General features: G+C 74.2%; 7 protein-coding genes and 1 pseudogene. 1 reads left to right on the top strand and 7 read right to left on the bottom strand.

The window, feature by feature from the left end; genetic code table 11:
- Positions 1–217: 217 nt before the first annotated feature.
- Entirely contained in the window at positions 218–1,393 is a 1,176-nt protein-coding gene (locus tag ACGFQ9_RS36990; protein WP_393580176.1) for a glycosyltransferase, read from the bottom strand.
- On the opposite strand from ACGFQ9_RS36990, the pseudogene ACGFQ9_RS36995 reads away from it, so the two are divergent.
- Positions 1,386–1,694: pseudogene (locus tag ACGFQ9_RS36995) on the top strand (restriction endonuclease fold toxin-2 domain-containing protein); the annotation flags it as partial. The gene ACGFQ9_RS36990 and the pseudogene ACGFQ9_RS36995 overlap by 8 nt on opposite strands.
- Before the next feature lie 10 nt (positions 1,695–1,704).
- Here the strand turns inward: ACGFQ9_RS36995 and ACGFQ9_RS37000 are convergent.
- The 6 genes from ACGFQ9_RS37000 to ACGFQ9_RS37025 all read right to left on the bottom strand — a co-directional run bounded on the left by ACGFQ9_RS37000 (position 1,705) and on the right by ACGFQ9_RS37025 (position 21,885).
- Positions 1,705–2,319, bottom strand: coding sequence for an antibiotic biosynthesis monooxygenase (locus tag ACGFQ9_RS37000; protein ID WP_393580178.1), 615 nt, complete (start codon positions 2,317–2,319; stop codon positions 1,705–1,707).
- A 280-nt stretch (positions 2,320–2,599) separates the two neighbouring features.
- Positions 2,600–3,859, bottom strand: a complete 1,260-nt coding sequence (locus tag ACGFQ9_RS37005) for an MFS transporter (RefSeq protein ID WP_393580179.1) — start codon at positions 3,857–3,859, stop codon at positions 2,600–2,602.
- 30 nt (positions 3,860–3,889) lie between these two features.
- A complete protein-coding gene (locus tag ACGFQ9_RS37010; RefSeq protein WP_393580181.1) occupies positions 3,890–5,173 on the bottom strand; it encodes a cytochrome P450 in 1,284 nt (427 codons plus the stop codon).
- A complete protein-coding gene (locus tag ACGFQ9_RS37015; RefSeq protein ID WP_393580182.1) occupies positions 5,170–12,564 on the bottom strand; it encodes an amino acid adenylation domain-containing protein in 7,395 nt (2,464 codons plus the stop codon). The genes ACGFQ9_RS37010 and ACGFQ9_RS37015 overlap by 4 nt, the downstream gene beginning before the upstream one ends.
- 467 nt (positions 12,565–13,031) lie before the next feature.
- Positions 13,032–19,391 carry an amino acid adenylation domain-containing protein gene (locus ACGFQ9_RS37020; protein ID WP_393580183.1) on the bottom strand — a complete coding sequence of 2,120 codons (6,360 nt, stop codon included), beginning with the start codon at positions 19,389–19,391 and terminating at the stop codon, positions 13,032–13,034.
- A gap of 142 nt (positions 19,392–19,533) precedes the next feature.
- A complete protein-coding gene (locus ACGFQ9_RS37025; RefSeq protein ID WP_393580185.1) occupies positions 19,534–21,885 on the bottom strand; it encodes a lantibiotic dehydratase in 2,352 nt (783 codons plus the stop codon).
- Positions 21,886–21,895 lie beyond the last annotated feature (10 nt).

Genomic DNA, 21,895 nt, shown 5'->3' on the forward strand with positions numbered 1-21,895 from the left:
GGCCCACGCGCACCAGATCGCTACGCGCTTCTCATTTCTCGGCGGATGCGGGCCGCCGGGGGCCGGACATAGACCGCCAACGATCGCTACGCGCTGCTGCTTGACGGCGGATGGGGGCCGCCGGGGGCTGGGCGGATGACGCCCACGATCGCTACGCACTCCGGCCGGACGGCGGAGGCGGCGGCCGTGCGCTGGTCGCGGCGCACGGCCGTGTCGGTCAGGCGGAGGCGGCGGCGGAGAGGAGGACGTCGACCAGGCGCTCGGCGGCGTCCGGGCGGCCGTATGCCCTCGCGCGGTCGGCCATGGCGGCGCGGCGGTTGGGGTCGGTGAGGAGGGGACCGACTGCCTGCTGGAGGGACTGGCCCGTCACCTCGCCGAGGAGGGCGAGGGCTGCGCCGGCGTCGGCCAGGTGCTGGGCGTTGTGGGCCTGCTCGTTGCCCGCCGAGGTGGCCAGGGGGACGAAGACGGCCGGCTTGCCCAGGGCGGTCAGCTCGGCGAGCGTGCCGGCGCCGCTGCGGGAGATCACGATGTCGGCGAGGGCCAGTACGTCGGGCAGTTCGGGGCCGACGAAACCGGTCAGGTGGTACCGGCCGGCGAGGACCGGGTCGAGACCGGAGGCGGCCGCGCGGAGCTCGTCCACATTGGCCGGTCCGCACTGGTGGATCACGTTCGCGTGGCTCAGCAGCCAGGGCAGCACGTCCCGGACGACGCCGTTGATCTGCTGGGCGCCCTGCGCGCCACCCGTCACGTAGACGGTGGGCAGGTTGCGGTCGAACCAGGCGAGGTTCAGTGCCTGGATCGCCTTGTCGGGGTGACCCGACAGGACCTCGGGGCGGACCGGGTTGCCGGTGACGACCGCGCGGTCCCGCACCTCGGAGGGGAGGAGGGGGAGGGACGACTCCGAGGACACGGCGATGCGGGTCGCGGAGCTCGCCAGCTTGCGGTTGGCCAGGCCCAGGCGGACCGTCTGCTCGTGCAGCACGAGCGGTCGGCGGCAGAGCCGGGCGGCCAGACCGGCCGGAACGGCGACGTATCCGCCCGTCGCGAGCACGACGTCCGGGTTGAAGTCGGACACGATCGTCCTGGCCTGCGCGACACCGAGCGGGACGCGGGCCATGTCCTTCATGTTCGCGGCGGACAGCATCTTGAGGGGATTGGCCGACCGGCGGATCTTGCCGGTGGCCACCGTCTTGAACGGAATGCCCTCGGCAGGCGCGATGCGCCCCTCGAGCCCGTCGGCGGTGCCGATCCACAGCACGTCGAGCGCGGTGCCCGCACTCGCGAGCCGCTGCTGCAGCGTGCGGATCGCCGTCAGCGCGGGATACGTGTGCCCGCCGGTGCCTCCTCCCGTCACGAGCAGCCGGAAGGGACGCGAGAGCGAATGAATGTCCACGTGGCCACCCTACTGGGCGAGCGGTGAGGCGCTGGTGGGGGTGAGTGCGGCGGTTTGCGGGGTTTTTGGCGTTTCGGGTCTGAGTGATCCGGGCAATGCCTACCAACTGCGCACTTCCGGATACCCGGAACGGGAAGTGCCGCTGGCCGGCAAGGACCGTGGGCTGATGGTGGACGGTATCCGGCCCGTTGGCGGATACCTTGTCGAGGCGAAGCGCGTACGCGATCCGGACTGTACGAAGAGCGTCTGTTCTCTTGACCGCCTGGAAGAGACCTTGACCAAACCGGTGAAGGCGGACTCAAAGGGAAGGGTCAGGCGTGGGGTACCGCCGTGGCGAGGACCACCTCGAATTCCTCCAGGCTGCGGGTGGTCACGCGGGCCTTCGTCGCGGTCTCTCCGCGGACCGCCGCGACGGCGCCACGGGATGCCACGAGTGCGTTGCGGTCGGTGTAGAGCGCACCTACGGCGGCTCTGCCCCGATCACGGTCGATGAGCAGGGAGATGCCGGCCAGTCCGGGGATCTTCTGGACCTTGGGCAGTGAGGTGTCGCGGAACGTGTCCACCAGCAGGTCGATGTCGGGCGGCTCGACGTCCATGTGGACCAGCCGGAACCCCGCGCCCGGCGGGAGTTCCTCTGCGCGCCGGGCGACCGCCGCTTCCCAGTTGTCGACCGTCACGGTCTGCGCGAAGGGCGCCATCATCTCGGCCCGCCGCTTGCTCAGGTTCTCGTAGCTGGCCTGTCGGGAGGCCTCGTCCTCCCACCACGATCCCACCAGGAGCTTGCCGAGCTCGCGGTCGGCGAACAGCCCCATCCCGCGAAAGCCCGCTTGCGCCGACAGCAGCGCACGCCCGTCGGTCCGGAGTGCCTCGGCGACCCCGTCGAGCTCGGCCGGATCACCCGTTGCATAGATGGTGCGAACGTACATAGCGCCCTTCCTGCCTTCCGGTGGCCCCGCGCGGGCTCGTGTTCCCACTCCATGCGATGACCGGGGCGGATGGGGGGCAAGGCGGCAGGGGCATTCAGGTGAAGGGTGAGCCGTTGGCCCCTGCTGTTTCCCGTGCTGGGATGGTGCCGGGCGGTGCTGAGCCTGGCGCGCTTCGGCCGAGTGCTCCTGCTCCTGTCTCCCCACAGGCCGTGGGTAGGAGCAGGAGCAGGAGCAGGTTCGTGGGTTGTGTCGGTTTGTTGGGGGCGGGGTCGCGTCGGAGTCAGCGCATTTCGCGGACGTGGCGGGAGGTGAGGACTGCGGCTGATGTGATGGCCAGGATGATCGCTGCCAGGGTGAACATGGGGGTGGTGCCCTGCTGGGCCAGTGCGCCGCAGATGACCAGGGAGAGGGGGGCGACCGCGTAGCCGAGGACCATGTCGAACGAGATCACGCGGCTCAGGACCGAGCCGTCGATGTTGCGCTGGATCCAGCTCATGCCGAAGACGCCCTGGAAGCCCATGCCGAAGCCCATGGCGAAGACGGTGGCGAGGGCGGAGGCCGTGTGGTCGACCATGCCCAGGAGAGCCGTGCCGATGGCGAGCCAGCCGGCCAGGGCGCTGATCAGGAGGCCGACTCGGGGGCGGGCGGACAGGGCGCCGCCGGTCAGGGTGCCGAGCATGGCGCCGCCCGCCAGGGCGCCGTTCAGGAGGCCCAGGGTGGTCGAGCCGCCCTGGAGGTCGATCTTGGCGAGGGTGGCGAAGCCGACCGTGAACGGGCCGGACTGGCAGAAGGTCACCGCCACGTCGATGGCCAGGATCGTACGGAGGCGGGGGTCCTGGAGGGCGTAGCGGATGCCTTCCTTGATGCGGGCGCCGAGGGAGTCCTCACCTGCCGGAGTGGCCTTGGCGGCCGTTCCCGGCTCGGTCTCCCGTGGCAGGGTGCGGATGCGGGAGACGAACAGGCCGCAGAGGGCGAAGCAGGCCGCGTCCACGAGGAAGGCGACGTGGGCGTCGGAGAAGGCCACCACCATGCCGCCGACGGCCGGGCCGAGGATCGCCGAGACCTTCGTGCCGACGCCCAGGAGGGCGTTGGCCGGGGCCAGGAGGTCCTTGTCGACCACCGACGGCAGGATCGAGGCGCGGGCGGGCTGGAAGAACGCGTCGACCGCGCCGAAGGCGGCGGCCGCGCAGCACAGCAGCCAGAGCGTGAGGGTGCCCGTCATGCCGGCCACGCCCACCGCTGCCATCAGCCCGGCCCGGGCCCAGCTGGAGAACTGCATCAGGGTCCGGCTGGACCACTTGTCGCTCAGCGAGCCGCCGACCAGGGTCAGCAGGGCCCGGGGTACGGCCTGGAAGGCCAGGACGTACCCGAGGGCCAGGGTGGAGCCGGTCAGCCCCAGGGTGATCCACGAGAAGGCGATGTAGCTGAAGCCGTCGCCGAGCAGCGACAGGGACTGGCCCAGCCACAGCAGGCGGAACGACCCCTGCCGGGCGGGTGTCCAGAGCCTGGCGCCCGCGCTCGTGAGCGTGCTGCTAGCCATGGTTTCCTGTCTTCCTTTGCGTCGGTGGCTTCAGTAGCGGACCGGGAGGGCCGTCAGGGCGCGGTTCAGCAGGGAGAGCTGCCAGGTGAGGGGTTGCTGGTCCGCCAGTTCCAGGTCCGGGTACTCGCGGATCAGGACGTCGATCACGGCGCCCGCCACCAGCCGGGCCAGGGCCGCCCCGATGCAGAAGTGCGCGCCGAAGCCGAAGCCGAGGTGGGAGGCGCTGCCGCGCCGGACGTCGAACGCGTCCGGGTCCGGGAAGCGGTCCCGGTCCCGGTTGGCGGCGGCGGTCACCAGGAACATGCGGTCGCCGGAACGGACGGCCCGGCCGTCCAGGCCGAAGTCCCGGGCGGCGGTGCGGATCGACATCTTGGAGGGGCCGTCGTAGCGCATGGCTTCTTCCACCACCATCGGCACCAGTGCCGGGTCCTCCCGTACGGCGGCCAGCTGGTCGGGGTGCCGGAGCAGGGCGAGCATCGCGTTGACGATGAGGTTGCTGGTGGTCTCCCCGCCGGCGAACGCCATCTGGGTCAGCATCCCGACGAACTCCTCCTCGCTGACCGTCTTCCCGACGTGCCCGCCCGCGAGCACGGAGCTGATCAGGTCGTCCTTGGGATCGGCCCGGCGCTCGCGCACCAGGCCGGCGAGGTAGTCCTCCAGCCTGACCAGGGACTGGAGGGAGGTGCGGTACTCGCGTTCCTCCTGGGCGGCGCCCAGCACCAGGTCGCCCACCCGGGCGTTCCAGTACCAGAAGGACGGGCCGTGCGCCTGGGGGACGCCCAGCCAGCGGGCGAAGACCAGGGCGGGCAGCGGCCGGGCGATGTCCGCGAGCAGGTCGCCGACCGTGCCGGGCACGGCCCGCCGGGCCAGCATGGCCCGCGTGGCGCGCTCCACGAAGGTCTTGTAGCGGCCGATGGCGCGGGCGGCGAACTGCTCCTGGAACGCCTGGCGCAGCCGGCGGTGCTGGGGCGGGTCGTTGAAGACCATCCAGCGGGAGAGGATCGAGAAGGCCCGTTCGGTGTCCTCCCGGGCGCCTTCCGGTACGGCGTCCATGAGGGGGCGCACCCGCTCGGCGGAGACGGCCGGGTCGCGCAGGCAGTGCATCAGCTGTGCGTGCCCGGTGACCAGCCAGGCCCGGTGCATGGCGCTCCAGTACACGGGGTCGTGGTCGCGGAGGGAGTTGAGGTAGTCGTAGGGGTCCGCGTTGACGGCGGGGTCGAGCAGGTACCGCTCCGCGAAGCCGCCCCTCACCGTCCCCGTGGCCGCTCCCGTCGCCGGCGCCGCGGCCATGGTCATCGTCGTCATCGTGGTCATCGCCGGGCCTCCGTACGGATCGAGTGCAGCAGGGCAGCCGTTGAGCCGATCAGCGGCTCGGACATCAGGGACATGTGGTCTCCTTCGGTGACGTGGACGGTCAGCCCGCCCAGGGCCACCTCCCGCCAGCGTTCGACGTACTCCCGGAAGCCCACGTCGAGGTCGGTCATGTTCTCCCCGTCGGGCAGCCCCGCCGCCTGCGAGCCCACCACCAGGTGGACATGGCCCGGATACGGCCGCAGTTCGCAGCCCGCCAGGGCGGTGAGCAGCGAGTGCCACACCTCGATGGGGGCGTTCTCCACCAGCGCCGCCTCGCTCGGGCTCATGCCCGCGCCCAGCAGCAGCGCGGTCAGCTCGGCCACGGCCCGGTCCCGCTCCGCCGACGGCGGCAGCGCCCGGACCCGCTCCCGCATCCGCAGCCCTTCCTCCATGTCCCGGCCGACGGCGGCCAGGCGCTCCCGGGCCACCGGGCTGGGCAGGTACGGCTCGATCAGCGTCAGCGGGGCCACGGTGTGGCCGGCGTCGAGGAGCTGGTGGGCCATCTCCAGGGCCAGGTTGGCGCCCATGGACCAGCCGAACAGGTCGTGCGGGCCGTGACCACCCTTACCGCCTTGACCGCCGTTCGCCTCGCCCTCCCCGTTCCCGCCGTGCGCGGTGATCTCGGCGACGTAGTTGGCGGCGATGCCGGACATCGTGGTCGGGTCCACCCCGCCGAGCAGGCCGCGGGCCTGGAAGGCCCGCACCGGGACCCCGGTGGGCAGCGCCCGGGCCAGGCCCACGTACCAGGCGGCGCTGCCGCCCGTCGGGTGCACGCACCACATCGGATCGCCCTCGCCCTCCCGCAGCCGGACCTCGGACCGCACCTCCCGCGCGCCGGGCGCGGGTGCGGCGGCCGACTCCTCCGCGCGGGCGGCGAGCTGGGCGAGCGTGGGCCGTTCGATCAGGTCGCGGACCGAGACGGCCAGGCCGCGGGCCGCGGCCCGGGCCGCCACCCGGACCGTGGAGAGGGAGCTGCCGCCGATCCGGAAGAAGTCGTCGTGGACCCCCACCCGCTCCAGCCCGAGGACGGACTGCCACACCTCGGCGAGCGTCCGCTCGGTCGCGGTGCGCGGGGCGACGTAGGAAGAGGTGAGGTCGGAACGGTCCTCGGGCTTCGGGAGCGCCCGGCGGTCCACCTTCCGGCTGGTGTTGAGCGGGAACTCCTCCATGAACACGAAGCGCGCCGGCACCATGTACTGGGGCAGCCGGGACCGCAGCCCCTGCCGCAGCGCCTCCGCGTCGGGCGCGGCGCCCGCCTCGGGAACCACGTACGCGACCAGCGCCGGGTCGCCCGGCAGGTCGCGCCGCAGCAGGACCACGGCCTTCGCCACACCCGGCAGGTCCCGCAGGGCGTGTTCGAGCTCGCCGAGTTCGATGCGGAATCCGCGGAGTTTGACCTGGTTGTCGCGGCGGCCCAGGCACTCGATGCTGCCGTCCGCGTGGTACCGGCCCATGTCACCGGTGCGGAAGAGGCGGGTGCCGGGGCTGCCGTACGGGTCCGGCACGAAGGTGGCCGCCGTCAGCTCCGGCCGGTTCAGGTAGTACAGGCCGACGGCGTCGCCGCCCAGGCAGATCTCCCCCGGCACCCCGACCGGGGTGGGCCGCAACGCGTCGTCGAGGACGTACACCTGCGTGTTGCGGATCGGCGGGCCGATCGGCGGCAGGCCGGCGCCCACCCGGCAGATCTCCCCGCAGGACCACACCGAGGTCTCGGTCAGGCCGTACGAGTTGACGAAACGCCGGCCCCGCGACCACACGTCGGCCATCTCCGCCGTCGGGGCCTCGCCCCCGGTCACGATGGTGCGCAGCGTCGGCAGGTCGTCCTCCTCCTCCGCGAGCACCGCCAGTGAGCTCGGCGGCAGCGCGGCGGCGGTGATCCCGTACGAGTTCACGGTGGCCACCAGGTCGGGGCCGGGCAGCAGCGCCGCCTTGGGCGCGGTGCACAGCCGGGCCCCGTTGGCCAGCGCCCAGGTCAGCTCGCTGACGAAGACGTCGAAACTGAACGCGGCGAACTGCAGCACCCGGTCTTCGGGCGTGGGCAGGCACACGTCCCGCTGGCCGTGGATCAGGTTGGTCAGACCGCGGTGGGGTACGGCCGCGCCCTTGGGGCGGCCGGTCGAGCCGGAGGTGTAGAGCACGTAGGCGGTGTTGTCCGGTCCTGTTCCGGGGACGGGCTCCGCGGCGATGCCCTCCGAAGTCCCGGGCAGCGCCGGCGGCGCGTCGATCACCACCGTGGGTCCGTCGAACGGCACGGTGCCCGCCAGCGCGGACTGGGTGATCAGGACCCGCATCCCGCTGTCCCCGGACACGAACGCCAGCCGCTCGGCAGGGTGCTGCGGATCGAGCGGGAGGAACGCGCCGCCCGCCTTCAGTACGGCCACGATTGCGCGGATCATGTCCGGGCCGCGGTCCGCGCAGATCCCGACGATCACCTCCGGGCCCACGCCCAGTTCCCGCAGCCGGGCGGCCAGCCGGCCCGCCCCGCCGTCGAGTTCGGCATAGGTCACCTCCTCCGCGCCGTGCGCGAGGGCAACGGCCTCCGGGGTACGCCGCGCGTGCTCGCGGATCCACTCGTGGAACAGCTGCGGCGGGTTCTCCACCACCGGGCCGCGCGCCCAGTCCACCAGGGCGCGCTTGCGGGCGTCCTCGGTGAGCTCGGGCGGCGCGACCGGGGCGTCGGGGGCGGCGGTCATGGCCCGCAGCAGGTCGCACACGGTGTCGGAGAGCTGTTCGGCGGCCGCCGGATCGACGCGGGTGGTGTCGACGTCGACGCTGAACCCCTCCACGCTCACGTTGATGTTGAGCGGGAACATGGTCTGCGCGATCTCCTGGGACTCCTCCCAGGTGTCCCCGGACAGGCGGTGGAAGTTGATGTAGTTGAAGAGCACGTCGACCAGTCCGGGCTCGTCGGGCCGCAGCTGCCCGATCCGGGCCAGCGGGACGCGCCGGTGCGGCATCAGGTCCTGTTCGGCCGCGAAGACGGTGCGGACCAGGTCGAGCCAGCTCTGTCCGGGGCCGGGCCTGCGGATGCCGAACGGGACGGAGTTGAGGAAGAGCCCGCGCATCCGGTCGGCGCCCGCCAGCTCCGGGCGGCCGTTGGTGACCAGGCCGATGGAGTGGCCGAGGAACTCGCCGTCCGGGTCGGGCTCGGCGAACAGGCCCATGGCGTGGTGGAACGCGGTCAGCAGCACGGTCCGGCGCGGCACTCCCGCGAGCCGGGCGAGCCGGCCGATCGGTTCGGCGAGCGCCGCGTACGAGCGGCGGATCTCGACGATGTCCGACCACGCGGAGCCGCCCCCGCCCCCGGTGTCACCCGTGTCGCCGGCCCGCCGGGCGAACCGCACCGGCCGCAGAGCGGCGACCTGACCGCGCCAGAACTCCAGCCCTTCCGGGGCCTCGGCCGCGGCCCGGTCCAGTGCCACGTACTCGGCGAACCGGGGGGAGGCGGGCAGGCTCGGCCGCCGGCCCTGGGCGACCGCCTGCCGGTGCAGGTCGAGCAGGTCCGCGATCAGGGAGGTGAGGCTCCAGCCGTCCAGCACCACATGGCAGTCCGTGATGGTGAACCGCAGCTCGTGGTCGGTGAGCTGGTGCAGCTGGATCCGCACCAGCGGTGCGGCGGCGAGGTCGAAGCGCAGCGCGAACTGCTCGTCGACGTGCTTCCGGACCGCGGCGCGCTGCTCCTCGCGGCCGAGACCGCGCAGATCACGGTAGCCGACGGGGAGTTCGGCGGTGCGGTGGACGAGCTGGAGCGGCTCGCCGTAGGAGACCAGGTCGATGGAGGAGCGCAGGATGTCCTGGCCGCTCACCACCGTGTCGACGGCCGCCTGGAACGCGGCGAGGTCGAACCCCTCCGGCACGGTGATCTTCAGGTCCGTGACGTTGTGGTAGGCCCCGCGCCGCGGGTCGGCCAGCATCTCGTGCAGCATGCCCGTCTGCAGAGTGGTGAGCGGGTACGCGTCCTGGAGTCCTTCCGGCAGGCGCGCCGCGTCGGCCGGATCCAGCTGGGAGAACGGCGCCACGGGCGCGGGTCCCTCGTCCCCGGCCGCCGTCGCGGCGCGGGCCAGGTCGGCCAGGGTGCGGGCGCGGAACAGGTCGCTCACGGTCAGGGCGAGTCCGGCCGTGCGGGCCATGCCGATGACCCGCAGGCAGAGGATGGAGTCGCCGCCGAGGTCGAAGAAGTTCGCGGTGCTGCTGACCTTCTCGGTGCCGAGCACCTCCGCCCAGATCGCGGCCAGCGCCTCCTCGGCGTGGCCGGCCGGGGCGGTGTGGCCCGCGGTGGCCGCAGCTCCCTCGGCCGCCACCGCGACCAGCGCCTTCCGGTCCACCTTGCCGTTGGCGGTGACCGGCAGCTTCGGATGCCGGACGAACAGCGCCGGGACCATGTACTCCGGCAGGTTCAGCCGCAGCCGGTCCCGCAGGTCCGCCGCGTCCAGCGGACGGCCCTCGGTCAGCACCACGTGGGCGACCAGCCGAGCCCCGCCGTGCCCGTCAGGACGGGCCACCACCGCCGCGTCCCGCACCCCGGGCAGGCTGCGCAGCGCCGCCTCGATCTCGCCGGGCTCGATCCGGAAGCCGCGGATCTTGACCTGGTGGTCGGCGCGCCCGCAGTACGCCAGCTGCCCGTCGGGCAGGACGCGCACCAGGTCGCCGGTGCGGTACATGCGGGAGCCCTGAGGCCCGAACGGGTCGAGCGGGAACCGCTCGGCGGTCAGCTCGGGCCGGTTCCGGTAGCCGCGGGCGACACCGCCGCCGGCCACGTACAGCTCGCCGACCGTGCCCTTGGGAACCAGCCGGCCGGCCCGGTCCAGCACGTAGCCGTGCTGCCCGGCCAGCGGGCGGCCGATCGGGGAGTACACGGCCGAGCCGGGGTCCTCCTCGGTGATCAGCCGGTACGTGACGTGCACGGTGGTCTCGGTGATGCCGTACATGTTGACCAGCGCGGGTCGGCTGTCGGCCGGTACGGCGAACCAGTCGCGGTAGTCACGGGTGTCGAAGGCGTCCCCGCCGAAGACCACCGTACGGAGCGCCAGCTCGCCGAAGTCCGCACCCTGCTGCGCGAGATGGGCGCGGAGGCCCTTGAACGCGGCCGGGGTCTGGTTGAGGACGGTGACCCGCTCGCCGCGCAGGACCCGGTGCACCGCGGCGGGGTCCCGGACCTCGTCCCCGGTCAGTACGACGACCCGGCCGCCGGAGGTCAGCGGCCCCCACAGCTCCCAGACGGAGAAGTCGAAGGCGGGGGAGTGGACCAGGGTCCACACGTCCCCCGGCCCGAAGCCGAAGTGCCGGTCGGCGGCGTCGAACAGCCAGGCCGTGTTGGCGTGGGTGATCTCCACGCCCTTGGGGCGCCCGGTGGAGCCGGAGGTGTAGATGACGTAGGCGAGGGTGTCGGGGCCGGGCCGGACGGAGGCCAGGTCGGTGTCGGCGTCCGGGGCGGTGCCCGCGTCGGCCTCCCGGGCGCCGTCGAGCGGGATGACCCCCACCGGCAGGCCGTCCACCGCGGCCCGCCCGACCGCGTCGGCGACCACCCACTCCACACCGGCGTCGGCGACGGTGAACTCCCGCCGGGCCCGCGGGTGGGACGGGTCCAGCGGCAGGTACGCCGCCCCCGCGCGCCACACGCCCAGCAGCGCCACCGCCAGGTCCACCGACCGGTCCAGGCAGACCCCGACCAGGGACTCGGGGCCGATACCGGCCGCGCGCAGCCGGCGGGCCAGCCCCCGCGCCGCCGCGTCGAGTTCGCCGTAGGTCAGGCTGCGGCCGCCACCGGACACGGCCACCGCGTCCGGGGTACGGCGGATCCACTCGTCCACCCGGTCCAGGGCGGCGCGGGGCGCCGGCAGCGTCTCGGGGTTGGCGGGGCCGCCGGCCCCCAGCAGCTCGCCGATCTCGGTGTCCGTCAGCAGCGCCATCTCGCCCAGCGGGACGGCCGGGACCTGGACGAAGGCCCGCAGCACGTTCACGGTGTGCGCGGCCAGGCGGGCCACCGACTCCTCGGAGAACAGGTCGGTCCGGTAGACGAACTGGAGCGCCAGCTCGCCGCTGCCGCTCTCGCAGAGGTCCAGGGTCAGGTCGAACTTGGCGGTGGTCAGGTCGACGCGCAAGGGCGTACCGGCCGCGGCACCGAGCGCGTAGCCGCCGGCGGGCTGCGCGGTGGAGGTGTGCTGGAACAGCACCTGGAAGAGCGGGTTGCGGGACAGGTCCCGCTCCGGGCTGAGCTCGTCGACGACCCGCTCGAAGGGGAGCGTCTGGTGCGACAGGGCACCGAGCACGCTGTCCCGGGTGCGGGCGAGGAGTTCCGCCGGGGTGGGGTCGCCGGCCAGGTCGGTGCGGATGACCAGGGTGTTCACGAAGAAGCCGACGAGCTGCTCGGTTTCCGGCCGCTCGCGGTTGGCGACCACCGTGCCGATCGCGATGTCGTCCTGGCCGCTGTGGAAGGCGAGCGCTGCCTGGAAGGCGGACATCACGGTCATGTACGGGGTGGTGTCGGCGCGCCCGCCGAGCCCGGCCAGGTCCGCGGTCAGCGCGGCGGGCAGCTCGACGCGGTGGACGGCGCCCTCGTACGAGCGGACGGCCGGGCGGGGGTGGTCGGCGGGGAGCTCCAGCGGGGTGAGCCCGGCCAGGGCGGTGCGCCAGTAGTCCAGGTCGGCGGACTCGTCCTGGGAGCGCTGCCACACGGCGTAGTCCGTGTACTCGACGGCGGGCGGCGTGACGGCGGGGGTGCCGCCCTCGCTGCGGGCGCGGTGGAACTCGCGCAGGTCGCGCAGGAGGATGTCCAGGGACCAGCCGTCCGAGACGATGTGGTGCATGGCCAGGACGAGCACGTGGTCGTCCTCGGCGACGCGGAGGAGGGCGGCGCGGAAGGCGGGCTCGGCGGCGAGGTCGAAGGGGCGTACGGCGATCTCGTGCACGGCGGCGGCGACGGCGGCCTCCGCGACCTCCAGGACTTCCAGGCCGGCGACGGCCTCGGCGGGCAGCACCCGCTGGGCCGGGACGCCGTCCTGCTCCGGGAAGACCACGCGCAGCTGCTCGTGGTGCGCGATCAGGTCGGCGACGGCGGCGGTCAGCGCGGGCACGTCCAGGGGGCCGGTGAAGCGCCAGGCGGAGGGCATCAGGTATTCGGCGGTGCCGGGGGCGATGCGGTCCAGGAAGTACAGGCGCTGCTGGGCGGCGGACAGCGGGGTGCTGTCGGGGCGGGGCTGCAGCCGGGGGATCCCGGCGGGGGCGGCGGATGCCGCTGCCGCCTTGCCGCGGAGGCGGCGCTCCAGGAGGGCGCGGGCGGCGGGGGAGAGGGTGCCGGCCTGCGCGGACGGAGCGGGGGTGGTGGTCGGGCGCTCGACGTGCGAAGTGGTCATGGCAGTTCATGTCCCATCGGAAGAGTTGAGCAAGTCGTATGTGCCGGCCATCCCTGGCCGTGGAGTACGTGCCGGCCGTGCCGTTCCCTTGGCCGTGGTGGGCGGGTCGGCCGTACGCCGCGCCGTGTGGGCAGGCGTGCCGCAGGGCGGCACGGGTGGGCACACGGCACGACGGCGCGCGCCGGTCGCGCAGCGTGTGCCTGCGCCCCGACCCCGCTCCGGGGTCGGCCCGGTCCGGGCGGAGCTCCGCTCCCGGGCGGTGCCGGGTCCGGCGGAGCCCCGCCCGGCAGTGGGGGCAGCGGCTGCGGCCGGGCCCGGCCATCGCTTCGGTGGGGCGGGAGCGTTGCCTGCGGGGCGGCGTTCCGGTGTGCCCACCCGTTCCGCCCTGCGGAACGCCTGCCCACACCTTCCGCGGAGGCGCCGCCCACACCTTCGGCGGAGCCCGCCGGGGCTTCGGCGGAGCCGGGTCAGTACAGGGCCAGGTCGATTTCGTCGTCGCTCATGCCGGCGATTTCGTCGATCAGGCGGCGTTCCACTTCCAGTGCCAGCGCTTCGACCGTCGGATGGTCGAACAGGTCGCGGACCTGGATCGCGCAGTCGAAGGCGGCCCGCAGCCGGGACGCCGCCGCCACCGCCCGCAGCGAGTGACCGCCGAGGGCGAAGAAGTCGTCGTGGACGCCGACTTCGGGAATGCCGAGCACCTCGGCCCAGATCTGGGCGGTCACCACCTCGGTGGGGGTGCGCGGCGGCACCGACGCGACGGCGGCCGGCAGTTCGGGGTCGGGCAGGGCGCCCGCGTCGAGCTTGCCCTGGACCGTCCGGGGGAGGGCGTCCACGAGGACGAAGAAGGACGGGACCATGTAGCCGGGGAGTTCGGCCCGGCACCAGGCCGCCAGGGCCTCCGTGTCCAGGCCGGCTCCGGCGGCGTAGGCGACCAGCGTGCGGTCCCCGCGCGGTGCGCGGACCAGGACGGCCGCCGCATGCACCCCCGGGTGGCGTTCCAGGACCGCCTCGATCTCGCCGAGCTCGATCCGGAAGCCGCGGATCTTGACCTGGTGGTCCCTCCGCCCGAGGAAGTCCAGCTCCCCGGACGGGAGTCGGCGGACGATGTCGCCGGTGCGGTAGAGCCGGCCGCCGACGGATGACCCGAAGGGGTCCGGGATGAAGCGTTCCGCCGTCAGGGCCGCCTGGCCCAGATAGCCCCGGGCCAGTTCCGGTCCGCCCACCAGGAGTTCACCCGGCACGCCCACCGGCACCAGTTGGTCGTACGCGTCCACCACGTACAGCCGTCGCGCGCCCCACGCCGTGCCGATCGGCACCCGCCCGTCCACCGGCCCTGTGACCAGGTGGGAGCTGCAGGAGATGACCGACTCGGTCGGGCCGTACGTGTTCTGGAAGGGCACGTCCGGCAGGCGCGCGAACCAGCGGGCCAGCGGCGCCGACGGCAGCGTCTCGCCGCCGGTGACGGCCAGCCGCAGGCTCTTGAGGTCTCCCGCGACCGCTTCGTCGGCATCGACCCGGGCGATGATCTCCTCCCAGTAGGAGGGGGTGGCCTCCATGACGGTGACGCCCTCCGCCCTTACCCGGGCGGCGAGTTCCTCCACCGACCACACCTCGTCCGGCCGGATCACCACCGTCGCCCCGGCCGCCAGCGCCGGCAGGACCTGCTCCAGCGAGGCGTCGAAGGAGAACGAGGCCAGGTTCATCACCCGGTCCCCGTCGGTGAGGCCGAAGCGTTCGCGGGCGGCGAGCGCGTGCGCGGCGACCGCGTGGTGCTCGACCCCGACCGCCTTGGGGCGGCCGGTGGAGCCCGAGGTGAAGATGACGCACGCCAGGGCCTGCGGATCGGGCGTGTGGCGCGGTGCCTCCGGTGCCGGCCGGACCCCGTCGAGGGAGACCCCCGGCACGCACAGCCCGGCCGCGAGGCCGGCGGTGGCCGCCTCGGTGACCACGCACCGCACTCCGGCCCGCTCGACCATGTACCGCAGCCGGTCCTCGGGCAGCTGCGGGTCCAGCGGCACGTACACCCCGCCGGCCCGCCAGACCGCGGCCATCGCCGCCACCGAACGCACCCCGCGGGGCAGCAGTACCCCGACCGGGACCTCCGGGCCCGCCCCGGCCGCGGTGAGCGCCAGCGACAGGCCGCCGGTCAGGGCGTCCAGTTCGCCGTACCGCAGGGAGTCGTCCCCGCAGACCAGCGCCACCGCGTCCGGATCCCCGGTGATCGCGTACGGCGGCACCTGCGCCACCGTGCAGTCCGCCGGCACGCCGGGCGGGAGCGCGGTCAGCCCGTCGTACTCGGCCTCGGAGAGCAGCTCCAGCCGCCCGACCGGGACGGCCGGGTCCGCGAGTACGGATTCCAGCACCCGGCCCACGTGTCCGGCGAACCGGGTGACCGTGGCGGGGTCGAACAGGTCGCTCGCGTACTCGACGTTCAGCGCGAACCGGTCCGGGTAGAGCAGGAAGGTCGCCGTCAGGTCGAACTTGGCGGACCCCCAGGGCAGCGGGAAGTACTCCACGTCGAGCCCCGGCACCCGGGGCCCGCCCGTCGCGCTCTCCTGTACGTCGAACATCACCTGGAAGAGCGGGTTGCGGGCGGGGTCGCGCTCCGGCTTCAGCTGTTCCACCAGCCGTTCGAAGGGCACCTCCTGGTGGTCGAACGCGCCGAGCACCGACTCCCGGACCCGGCCGAGGAACTCCTCGAAGGAGGGCTCCCCGGTCAGGTCGCCGCGCAGCACCACCGTGTTGACCAGCAGACCGACGAGCCGTTCCAGCTCCAGCCGGCCGCGCCCGGCGACCGGCGTGCCCACGGCCACGTCCTGCTGCCCGGACCAGCGGCCGAGCACCACCTGGGTCACGGCCAGCAGCACCATGAACCGGCTCACCCCGTGGCGGCGGGCCAGCCCGTCCAGGCCGTCGGCGAGCTCCGGCGCCAGGTCCACCTCGACCGCGCCGCCGCGGCCCGACCAGCCCGCCGGGCGGGGCCGGTCGGTGGGCAGCTCCAGCACCGGGACCCCGGCCAGGGCCCGTTCCCAGTAGGAGAGTTCCTCCTCCAGGAGCCCTCCGGCCAGCCGGTCGCGCTGCCAGACCGCGTAGTCCCCGTACTGCACCGGGACGGGCGGCAGCCCGGACGGGCGGCCGTCGACGCGTGCCGCGTACGCGGCGGACAGTTCGCCGATCACGATGTCCTTGGACCAGCCGTCGGTGGCGGCGTGGTGGAAGGCGATCACGGCCACGTGGTCGCGCTCGCCGAGCTCCCACACCCCGGCCCGCAGCAGAGGCGGCGCGGACAGGTCGAACCGGCGGGTGGCGAAGGCGACGGCGAGCTCCCGGACCCGCGCCAGCCGGTCTGCGTCAGAGCCGGCGCCTTGGGCCTGCTGCCATTCCACCGGCAGGCCGATCCCGTCGACGACCCGCTGCGCGGGCCTGCCGTCCACCTCCACCAGTGCCGTCCGCAGCACCTCGTGCCGGGCCACCACCTCGTCCAGCGCGCCCTGCCAGGCCTCCCGGTCGAGCCCGCCGCGCACCCGCCACGAGTACCACAGCACGTACTCGTCGCCGACGTCGGACATCCGGTCCAGGAACCACATGCGTTCCTGTGCGAAGGACAGCGGCAGCGGGCCGGAGCGGTCCACCGGCACGACGGTGTCGGTGCCCGCCTCCCGGGCCGCGGCCACCACCGGCCCGAACTCGCGGATCCGCGGGTTCTCGAACAGGGTGCGCAGTTCGACCTCGCGGCCGAGGCGCTCCGCGATCCGGGACACCGCCATGGTGGCGAGCAGCGAGTGCCCGCCCAGGTCGAAGAACCCGTCGTCGATGCCGACCCGGTCCACGCCCAGCACCTCGGCCCAGATCTCGGCGACGACCCGCTCGGTGGCGTCGCGCGGCGCGACGAACTCGGCGCCGCCGAGGGCGGTGGCGCGGTCCCGGTCCGCGGACGGGGCCGGCAGCGCCGCCCGGTCGAGCTTCCCGGAGGCGTTCAGCGGCAGGGCGTCCAGGGTGAGGAAGTCCGCGGGTACGGCGTGCTGCGGCAGCCGGTCCGCGCACCAGGCGCGCAGGGCGGCCGGCTCCGGCGGCGTGCCGCCGGGCGCGGCGACCACGTAACCGGCGAGGCCGGTGCCGCCCGCGGCGTCGGGGACGGCGGCGACGGCCGCCGCGGCCACGCCGGGGCAGTCGCGCAGCACCGACTCGACTTCGCCGAGCTCGATCCGGAACCCGCGGATCTTGACCTGGTCGTCGGTACGGCCGAGGAACTCCAGGGCGCCGGACGGCAGCCGGCGGACCAGGTCACCGGTCCGGTACAGGCGTGCGCCGGGCGGGCCGAACGGATCGGGCACGAAGCGTTCGGCGGTCAGCGCGGGCCGGCCGAGATAGCCGCGGGCCAGCTCCGGCCCGCCGATCAGCAGCTCGCCCGGGACGCCCTCGGGCACCGGCTCGCCGTACGCGTCCACGACGTGGGTCCGGCGGGACCCCAGCGGCCGTCCGATGGCGATGGCCCCGCCGGTGCCGTCCAGGTCCTGGGTGGTGGCGGTCACGGTGGTCTCGGTCGGGCCGTAGGCGTTGACGACCCGGGCCTGCGGTACGGCGGCCAGCCAGGCGGCGAGCGCGCCGGCGGGGACCGCCTCCCCGCCGAGGATCAGCAGGCGGAGGCAGCCGGCCAGGGCTGCGGCGGACCGGGGGTCGAGGGAGTGGGCCAGTTCGGCCCAGTAGGTGGGCGGCAGGTTGAGCACGGTGATCCGGTGCTCGGCGGCCACCTCGGCGACCTTGGCGGGCAGCCACTGTTCGTCGGGGCGGATCACCACGGTGGCGCCGCAGCCGAGGGCGGTGAGGAGCTGGTCGAAGGAGGCGTCGAAGCAGAAGGAGGAGAAGGCGAGGACACGGTCGGCGGAGGTGACGCCGAACTCTGTGCGGGCGGCGGCGATGTGGGCGTCGAGGGCGCGGTGCTCCACGCCGACGGCCTTGGGGCGGCCGGTGGAGCCGGAGGTGAAGATGACGTAGGCGAGGTCGTCCGCAGCGGGGGCTTCGGCTGGGCTGGGTGTGTCCTGCGGAGCAGGGTGTCCCGGTGTGCCCACCCTCCCCCGAGCTCTCGACTCCGCTCGAGCAGGGGGGACCCCCATCGCCCTGCGGGACGCCTGCCCACACGGGGCGGTGACGGGGACGCCCAGCGACTCCGCCAAAGAGGCGGTGTCGTCGTCGGTGACGATCAGGCGGAGGCCCGCCTCCTCGGCCATGAAGCGGAGGCGCTCCTCGGGGAGGGCGCGGTCCAGGGGGACGAAGACGGCGCCCGCACGCCATACGGCGGTCATCGCCGCCACCGCCGGGATCCCGCGGCGCATGCACACGCCGACCGGGGTGCCCCGGGTGACCCCGGACGCAGTCAGCTCCTCCGCGAACTCGTTCGTCAGCGCGTCCAGTTCGGCGTAGGTGACCGACTCCTCCCCGCACACCAGGGCGGTGTCACCGGGGTTGCCCGTGACCGCGAACCGGGGGGCGGGGGCGACCGGGGGCCCGGCGGGTTCGGCCAGGGCCAGCAGGCGGGCGCGTTCGCGGCCGGGCAGTGGTGCGACGCGGGCCGTCAGCTCCGCCAGCGGGCGGTCCGGTTCCGCCACCACCGCGCGCAGCAGCCGCACGTACCCGTCGGTGAACTGCTGCATGGTGTCCGCGTCGAACAGCGCGGTCGCGTACTGCAGCCGCGCCGCGATGCCGCCGTCCGCGGCGAGACCCAGGTCGAGGAACACGTCCAGCGGGGTGCCGCGCAGCGGCGTCCGGACGAGGGAGACGTCCAGCCCGTCCAGCCGGGCCGGCTCGGGGACCGTGTTGAGCAGGGTGAACGAGGCCTGCGCGAGGGGGTGCCGGGACAGGTCCCGCTCGCCGCCCACCACGGCGGCCACCCGGTCGAACGGGGCCTCGAAGTGCGAGAAGTCCTGGAGCGCCCGCCCGCGCACCCGGCCCAGCAGCTCGGCGAAGGTCGGCCCGCCGCCCAGGTCGGTGCGGAGGACGATGGTGTTCACGAACGGGCCGATCACGTCCGCGACCCCGGCCTGGCCGCGGTCGGCGAGGGTGGTGCACACCGCGATGTCGGAGCGGCCGGAGTAGCGGCCCAGCAGGGCCTGGTAGACGGACAGCAGCAGCATGTAGCGGGTCGCGCGGTGCGCGCGGGCCACCCGGTCGACCTCGCCGACCAGCTCCGCCGGCAGGTGGAACCGTACGACGTCCCCGGAGCCGTCCCAGAAGGCCGGGCGCGGCCGGTCCGCGGGCAGGGCGAGCGGGGAGACTCCGGTCAGTCGCTCACCCCAGTACCCGAGCAGCCGTTCCATCCGGGCCCCGCTCAGCCGCTCGGCCTCGGCGTGAGCCACCTCGGCGTACTGCGTCCCGGGCGGCGGCACCTCCTCGCCCCGGTAGCCGGCGGCGAGTTCGCGCAGCAGCACGTCCCAGGACCAGCCGTCCACGGCGATGTGGTGCACGACGACGAGCAGCAGGTGCTCCTCGGGCCCCAGCCGGGCCAGGGTGACCCGCATCGGGTGCTCCTCGGCCAGGTCCAGCGGCCGGGACAGCTCCCGCTCGAACAGCTCCTCGGCGCTGTCGGCCCCGGTCCGTACGACGGTGACCGCGCCCGCCGGGTCCACCGTCGGCACGGGCTCCCCGTCGACCGCGACGAACCGGGTGCGCAGCACCTCGTGCCGGTCCGCGATCCCGGTCAGGGCGCGTTCGAGCGCCGGGATGTCGAGTGCGCCGCGGATGCGGAGCGCCAGCGGCAGCAGCGAGTCCTCGGACCCCCCGGCCAGCTGGTCGAGGAACCACAGCCTGCGCTGTGCGAACGATGCCACCCGGTCAACCATCTGTGCCTGCCCCTCCACGCGTTGTTTTCCCCCACCCTGCTGGCCGGGCGGCACGGCCAGTAGGGAAGAAGACGCAGCGGCGCACGCGGAAGAACGCGCAACGCGTGTCCGCAGCCCCCGGAGACCCCTCCTACGGCGCGTCGTCCCGCGGGTCGTCCACCGCGACGAACCGCAGCTCGGAGGTGTAGCTCTCGCCCCCGTCGTCGGTCAGCCAGACCTCCTCCGGGGAGGGCAGCATCTCGGTGATCACGGCCCGTCCGTCCGGGTCCTTGCGGGCCAGCCGGCGCAGCGCCTTGGCGAGGATGTTGACGTAGACCGGGCTGTCGAAGTCCACGTAGAACGGCCGGGTCTCGGTGGGCAGGACCGCGAACACGAAGCGGGGCAGGCCGTGTTCCCCGCGCCACCGCCGGGCCCGTACGAACCGCTTCGCCTCGTCCTTCTCGTCGGCGAAGGCGGCGCCGGCGGCGGGCAGCCGCCAGGTCTCCCGGGCCACCACGAGCCGGTCCACGGTGACCCGGGGCGAGTGGTCCGTGCCGTCCGGCAGCAGCTGGAACAGGTCCATCGCCAGCGTGGTCAGGACGTGCGAGAACACGTCCACCGCGGCGAACTCGGCACCGTCGGGCAGCACCACCCGCAGTTCGCCGTCCCGTTCGGTGACGGTCACGTCGGCGCTGAGGTGGGTGCGCGGGCGGGCCGGGTCGGCGGTGAAGTCGAGCAGGGCCACGTGGTGGTCCTCGGGTCGCACCAGGGTGTGCCGGATCCGTGCGGAGAGCCGGGAGCGGTGCTCCTTGGGCAGCAGCGGCAGCAGCCGGGGGCCGGGGTGGTCCCGGTCGGTGAGCCGGTGCAGTTCGGCGGGGTCCGGGTGCTGGTTGACGAAGAGGGACGCGCCCAGGGTGTTGGCCGCCACGTGCAGTTCGCCCAGGACGAGTTCGAAGTCACCTCGGGCCACCGCGTCCGCACCGGAGGCGGCGATCATGATGTCCGGGCTGAGGTAGCGGGCCGCCGTCCAGCCGGCTCCCGCCCGTCCCGTCCGTCCTGCCTGTCCTGCCCGTCCCGCCCGTCCCTCCGGGTCGCCGAAGGCCTCGGCCACCGGCCCCGCCACCTCGTCGAGGGACAGCCTGACGTGCCGTTCACCGGGTGCCGGCGCCACGATCCGGTCCCACCGGGCCCGGAATTCCCGCTGCAGGGCCGCCGCGTCCGTCCTGGCCGCCCCGTGCAGGATCGGCATGCAGGCGAACCAGAACGCCGCCAGGTCCACCGGGCCCCGCTCGGCCAGCCCGGCGTACACCTCCTTCGCCCGGGCCATCACCGATTCCGCGAGCCGGGCGGTCAGCCAGCCCGCGCTGGTCAGCAGGGGCTCCAGCGGGGCGAGCGCCTCCTGCACCGATCGGCCCAGGGTGGCGGTCGCCGCACGGCGGCAGTCGGAGTACACCAGGGCCCGGCAGGGGGCGGTTCCCGCCGATTTCTCACGGACCGCCGCCGTCTCCGTCAGTTCGGTGAACTCCTTCTCCAAGGCGGTCAGTTCCGCGACCAGACGGTCCGCGTCCGCGGCTTCGGACGCCGCCCGGACGCGGCCCCGGCCGGCCTCCAGCGCGTCCAGTGCGGCCAGGCCGCGCCGGCGCGGCTCCGGGTCGCCCACCCGCTCCAGCCAGTCCCGCAGCCAGCGCTCGGGCCGGGCGTCAGCGGGGACCTCCAGCCGCCACACCGCCCAGCGGCGGGCCACCAGGCCCTCCAGGGCGGCGTCCACGTCGACCTCGGGCAGCGCGGCCCGGATCTCCCGCACCGGCCGCACCCCGTCGCACAGCGCCAGTACGGCGGCCTCCCCGGTGCCGGCCTCGACGGGCGGGCGGCCCGGCACGGACACTCGCCGCCCCTCCGCCCGTACGAAGGGCACCCGGCGCGGCGCGATCCAGTCGCGGGCCGCCGGGTCGGCGTCGGCCAGGGCGGCCAGCGCGTCCACGGCCCAGCTGGCGAAGTACACCTCCGTGGCGGCCGTCAGGCCGGTGCCGGGGTCCACCGCCACCCCGTCCGCGGACGGGTCCCAGCGGCCCCAGCCGACCGGGCCGAAGAACCCGATGGTGTCGTTCTTGACGCAGAACCGCTGCCAGTAGTGCGCCACGAGTTCCTCGCGCTGCCGCGGCATGCTGGTGCGGCCGGCGGCGCTCGGCGTCCAGTTGAGGAACGGCGTGATCCCGGAGGCCAGCACCGGGCGGTTCTGCCAGGCCACCGCCTCCCGGAAGGCGGGCAGCCGGGCGATGTCCTGGAGGGCGTGCGCGGTCTCCACCGAAGCCCCGGCGAACAGCCCGGCGAAGTCCCGCCAGCCGTCCCCGTCGAGGGGATCCTCCGGCCCGAACTTGTCGGCCGCCGGGGCCAGCCCGTCCGGGGCCAGCCACAGCACCCCGCGGGCCGGGAAACCGGGCCCGCGCAGCGCGAACTGCTCCCAGAGCCGCCAGCGGCCGCCGGGCAGGTACACGTCGGTCATGGCCTGCCCC

This window comes from Streptomyces sp. NPDC048603 (assembly GCF_043199475.1).
Taxonomy (GTDB): domain Bacteria; phylum Actinomycetota; class Actinomycetes; order Streptomycetales; family Streptomycetaceae; genus Streptomyces.

What these genes read in the sequence shown, in the direction of transcription:
- ACGFQ9_RS37025 (WP_393580185.1), bottom strand. Translation starts at nt 21,885, where the DNA reads ATGACCGACGTGTACCTGCCCGGCGGCCGCTGGCGGCTCTGGGAGCAG.
- ACGFQ9_RS37010 (WP_393580181.1), bottom strand. Translation starts at nt 5,173, where the DNA reads ATGACCACGATGACGACGATGACCATGGCCGCGGCGCCGGCGACGGGA.
- ACGFQ9_RS37015 (WP_393580182.1), bottom strand. Translation starts at nt 12,564, where the DNA reads ATGACCACTTCGCACGTCGAGCGCCCGACCACCACCCCCGCTCCGTCC.
- ACGFQ9_RS37000 (WP_393580178.1), bottom strand. Translation starts at nt 2,319, where the DNA reads ATGTACGTTCGCACCATCTATGCAACGGGTGATCCGGCCGAGCTCGAC.
- ACGFQ9_RS37005 (WP_393580179.1), bottom strand. Translation starts at nt 3,859, where the DNA reads ATGGCTAGCAGCACGCTCACGAGCGCGGGCGCCAGGCTCTGGACACCC.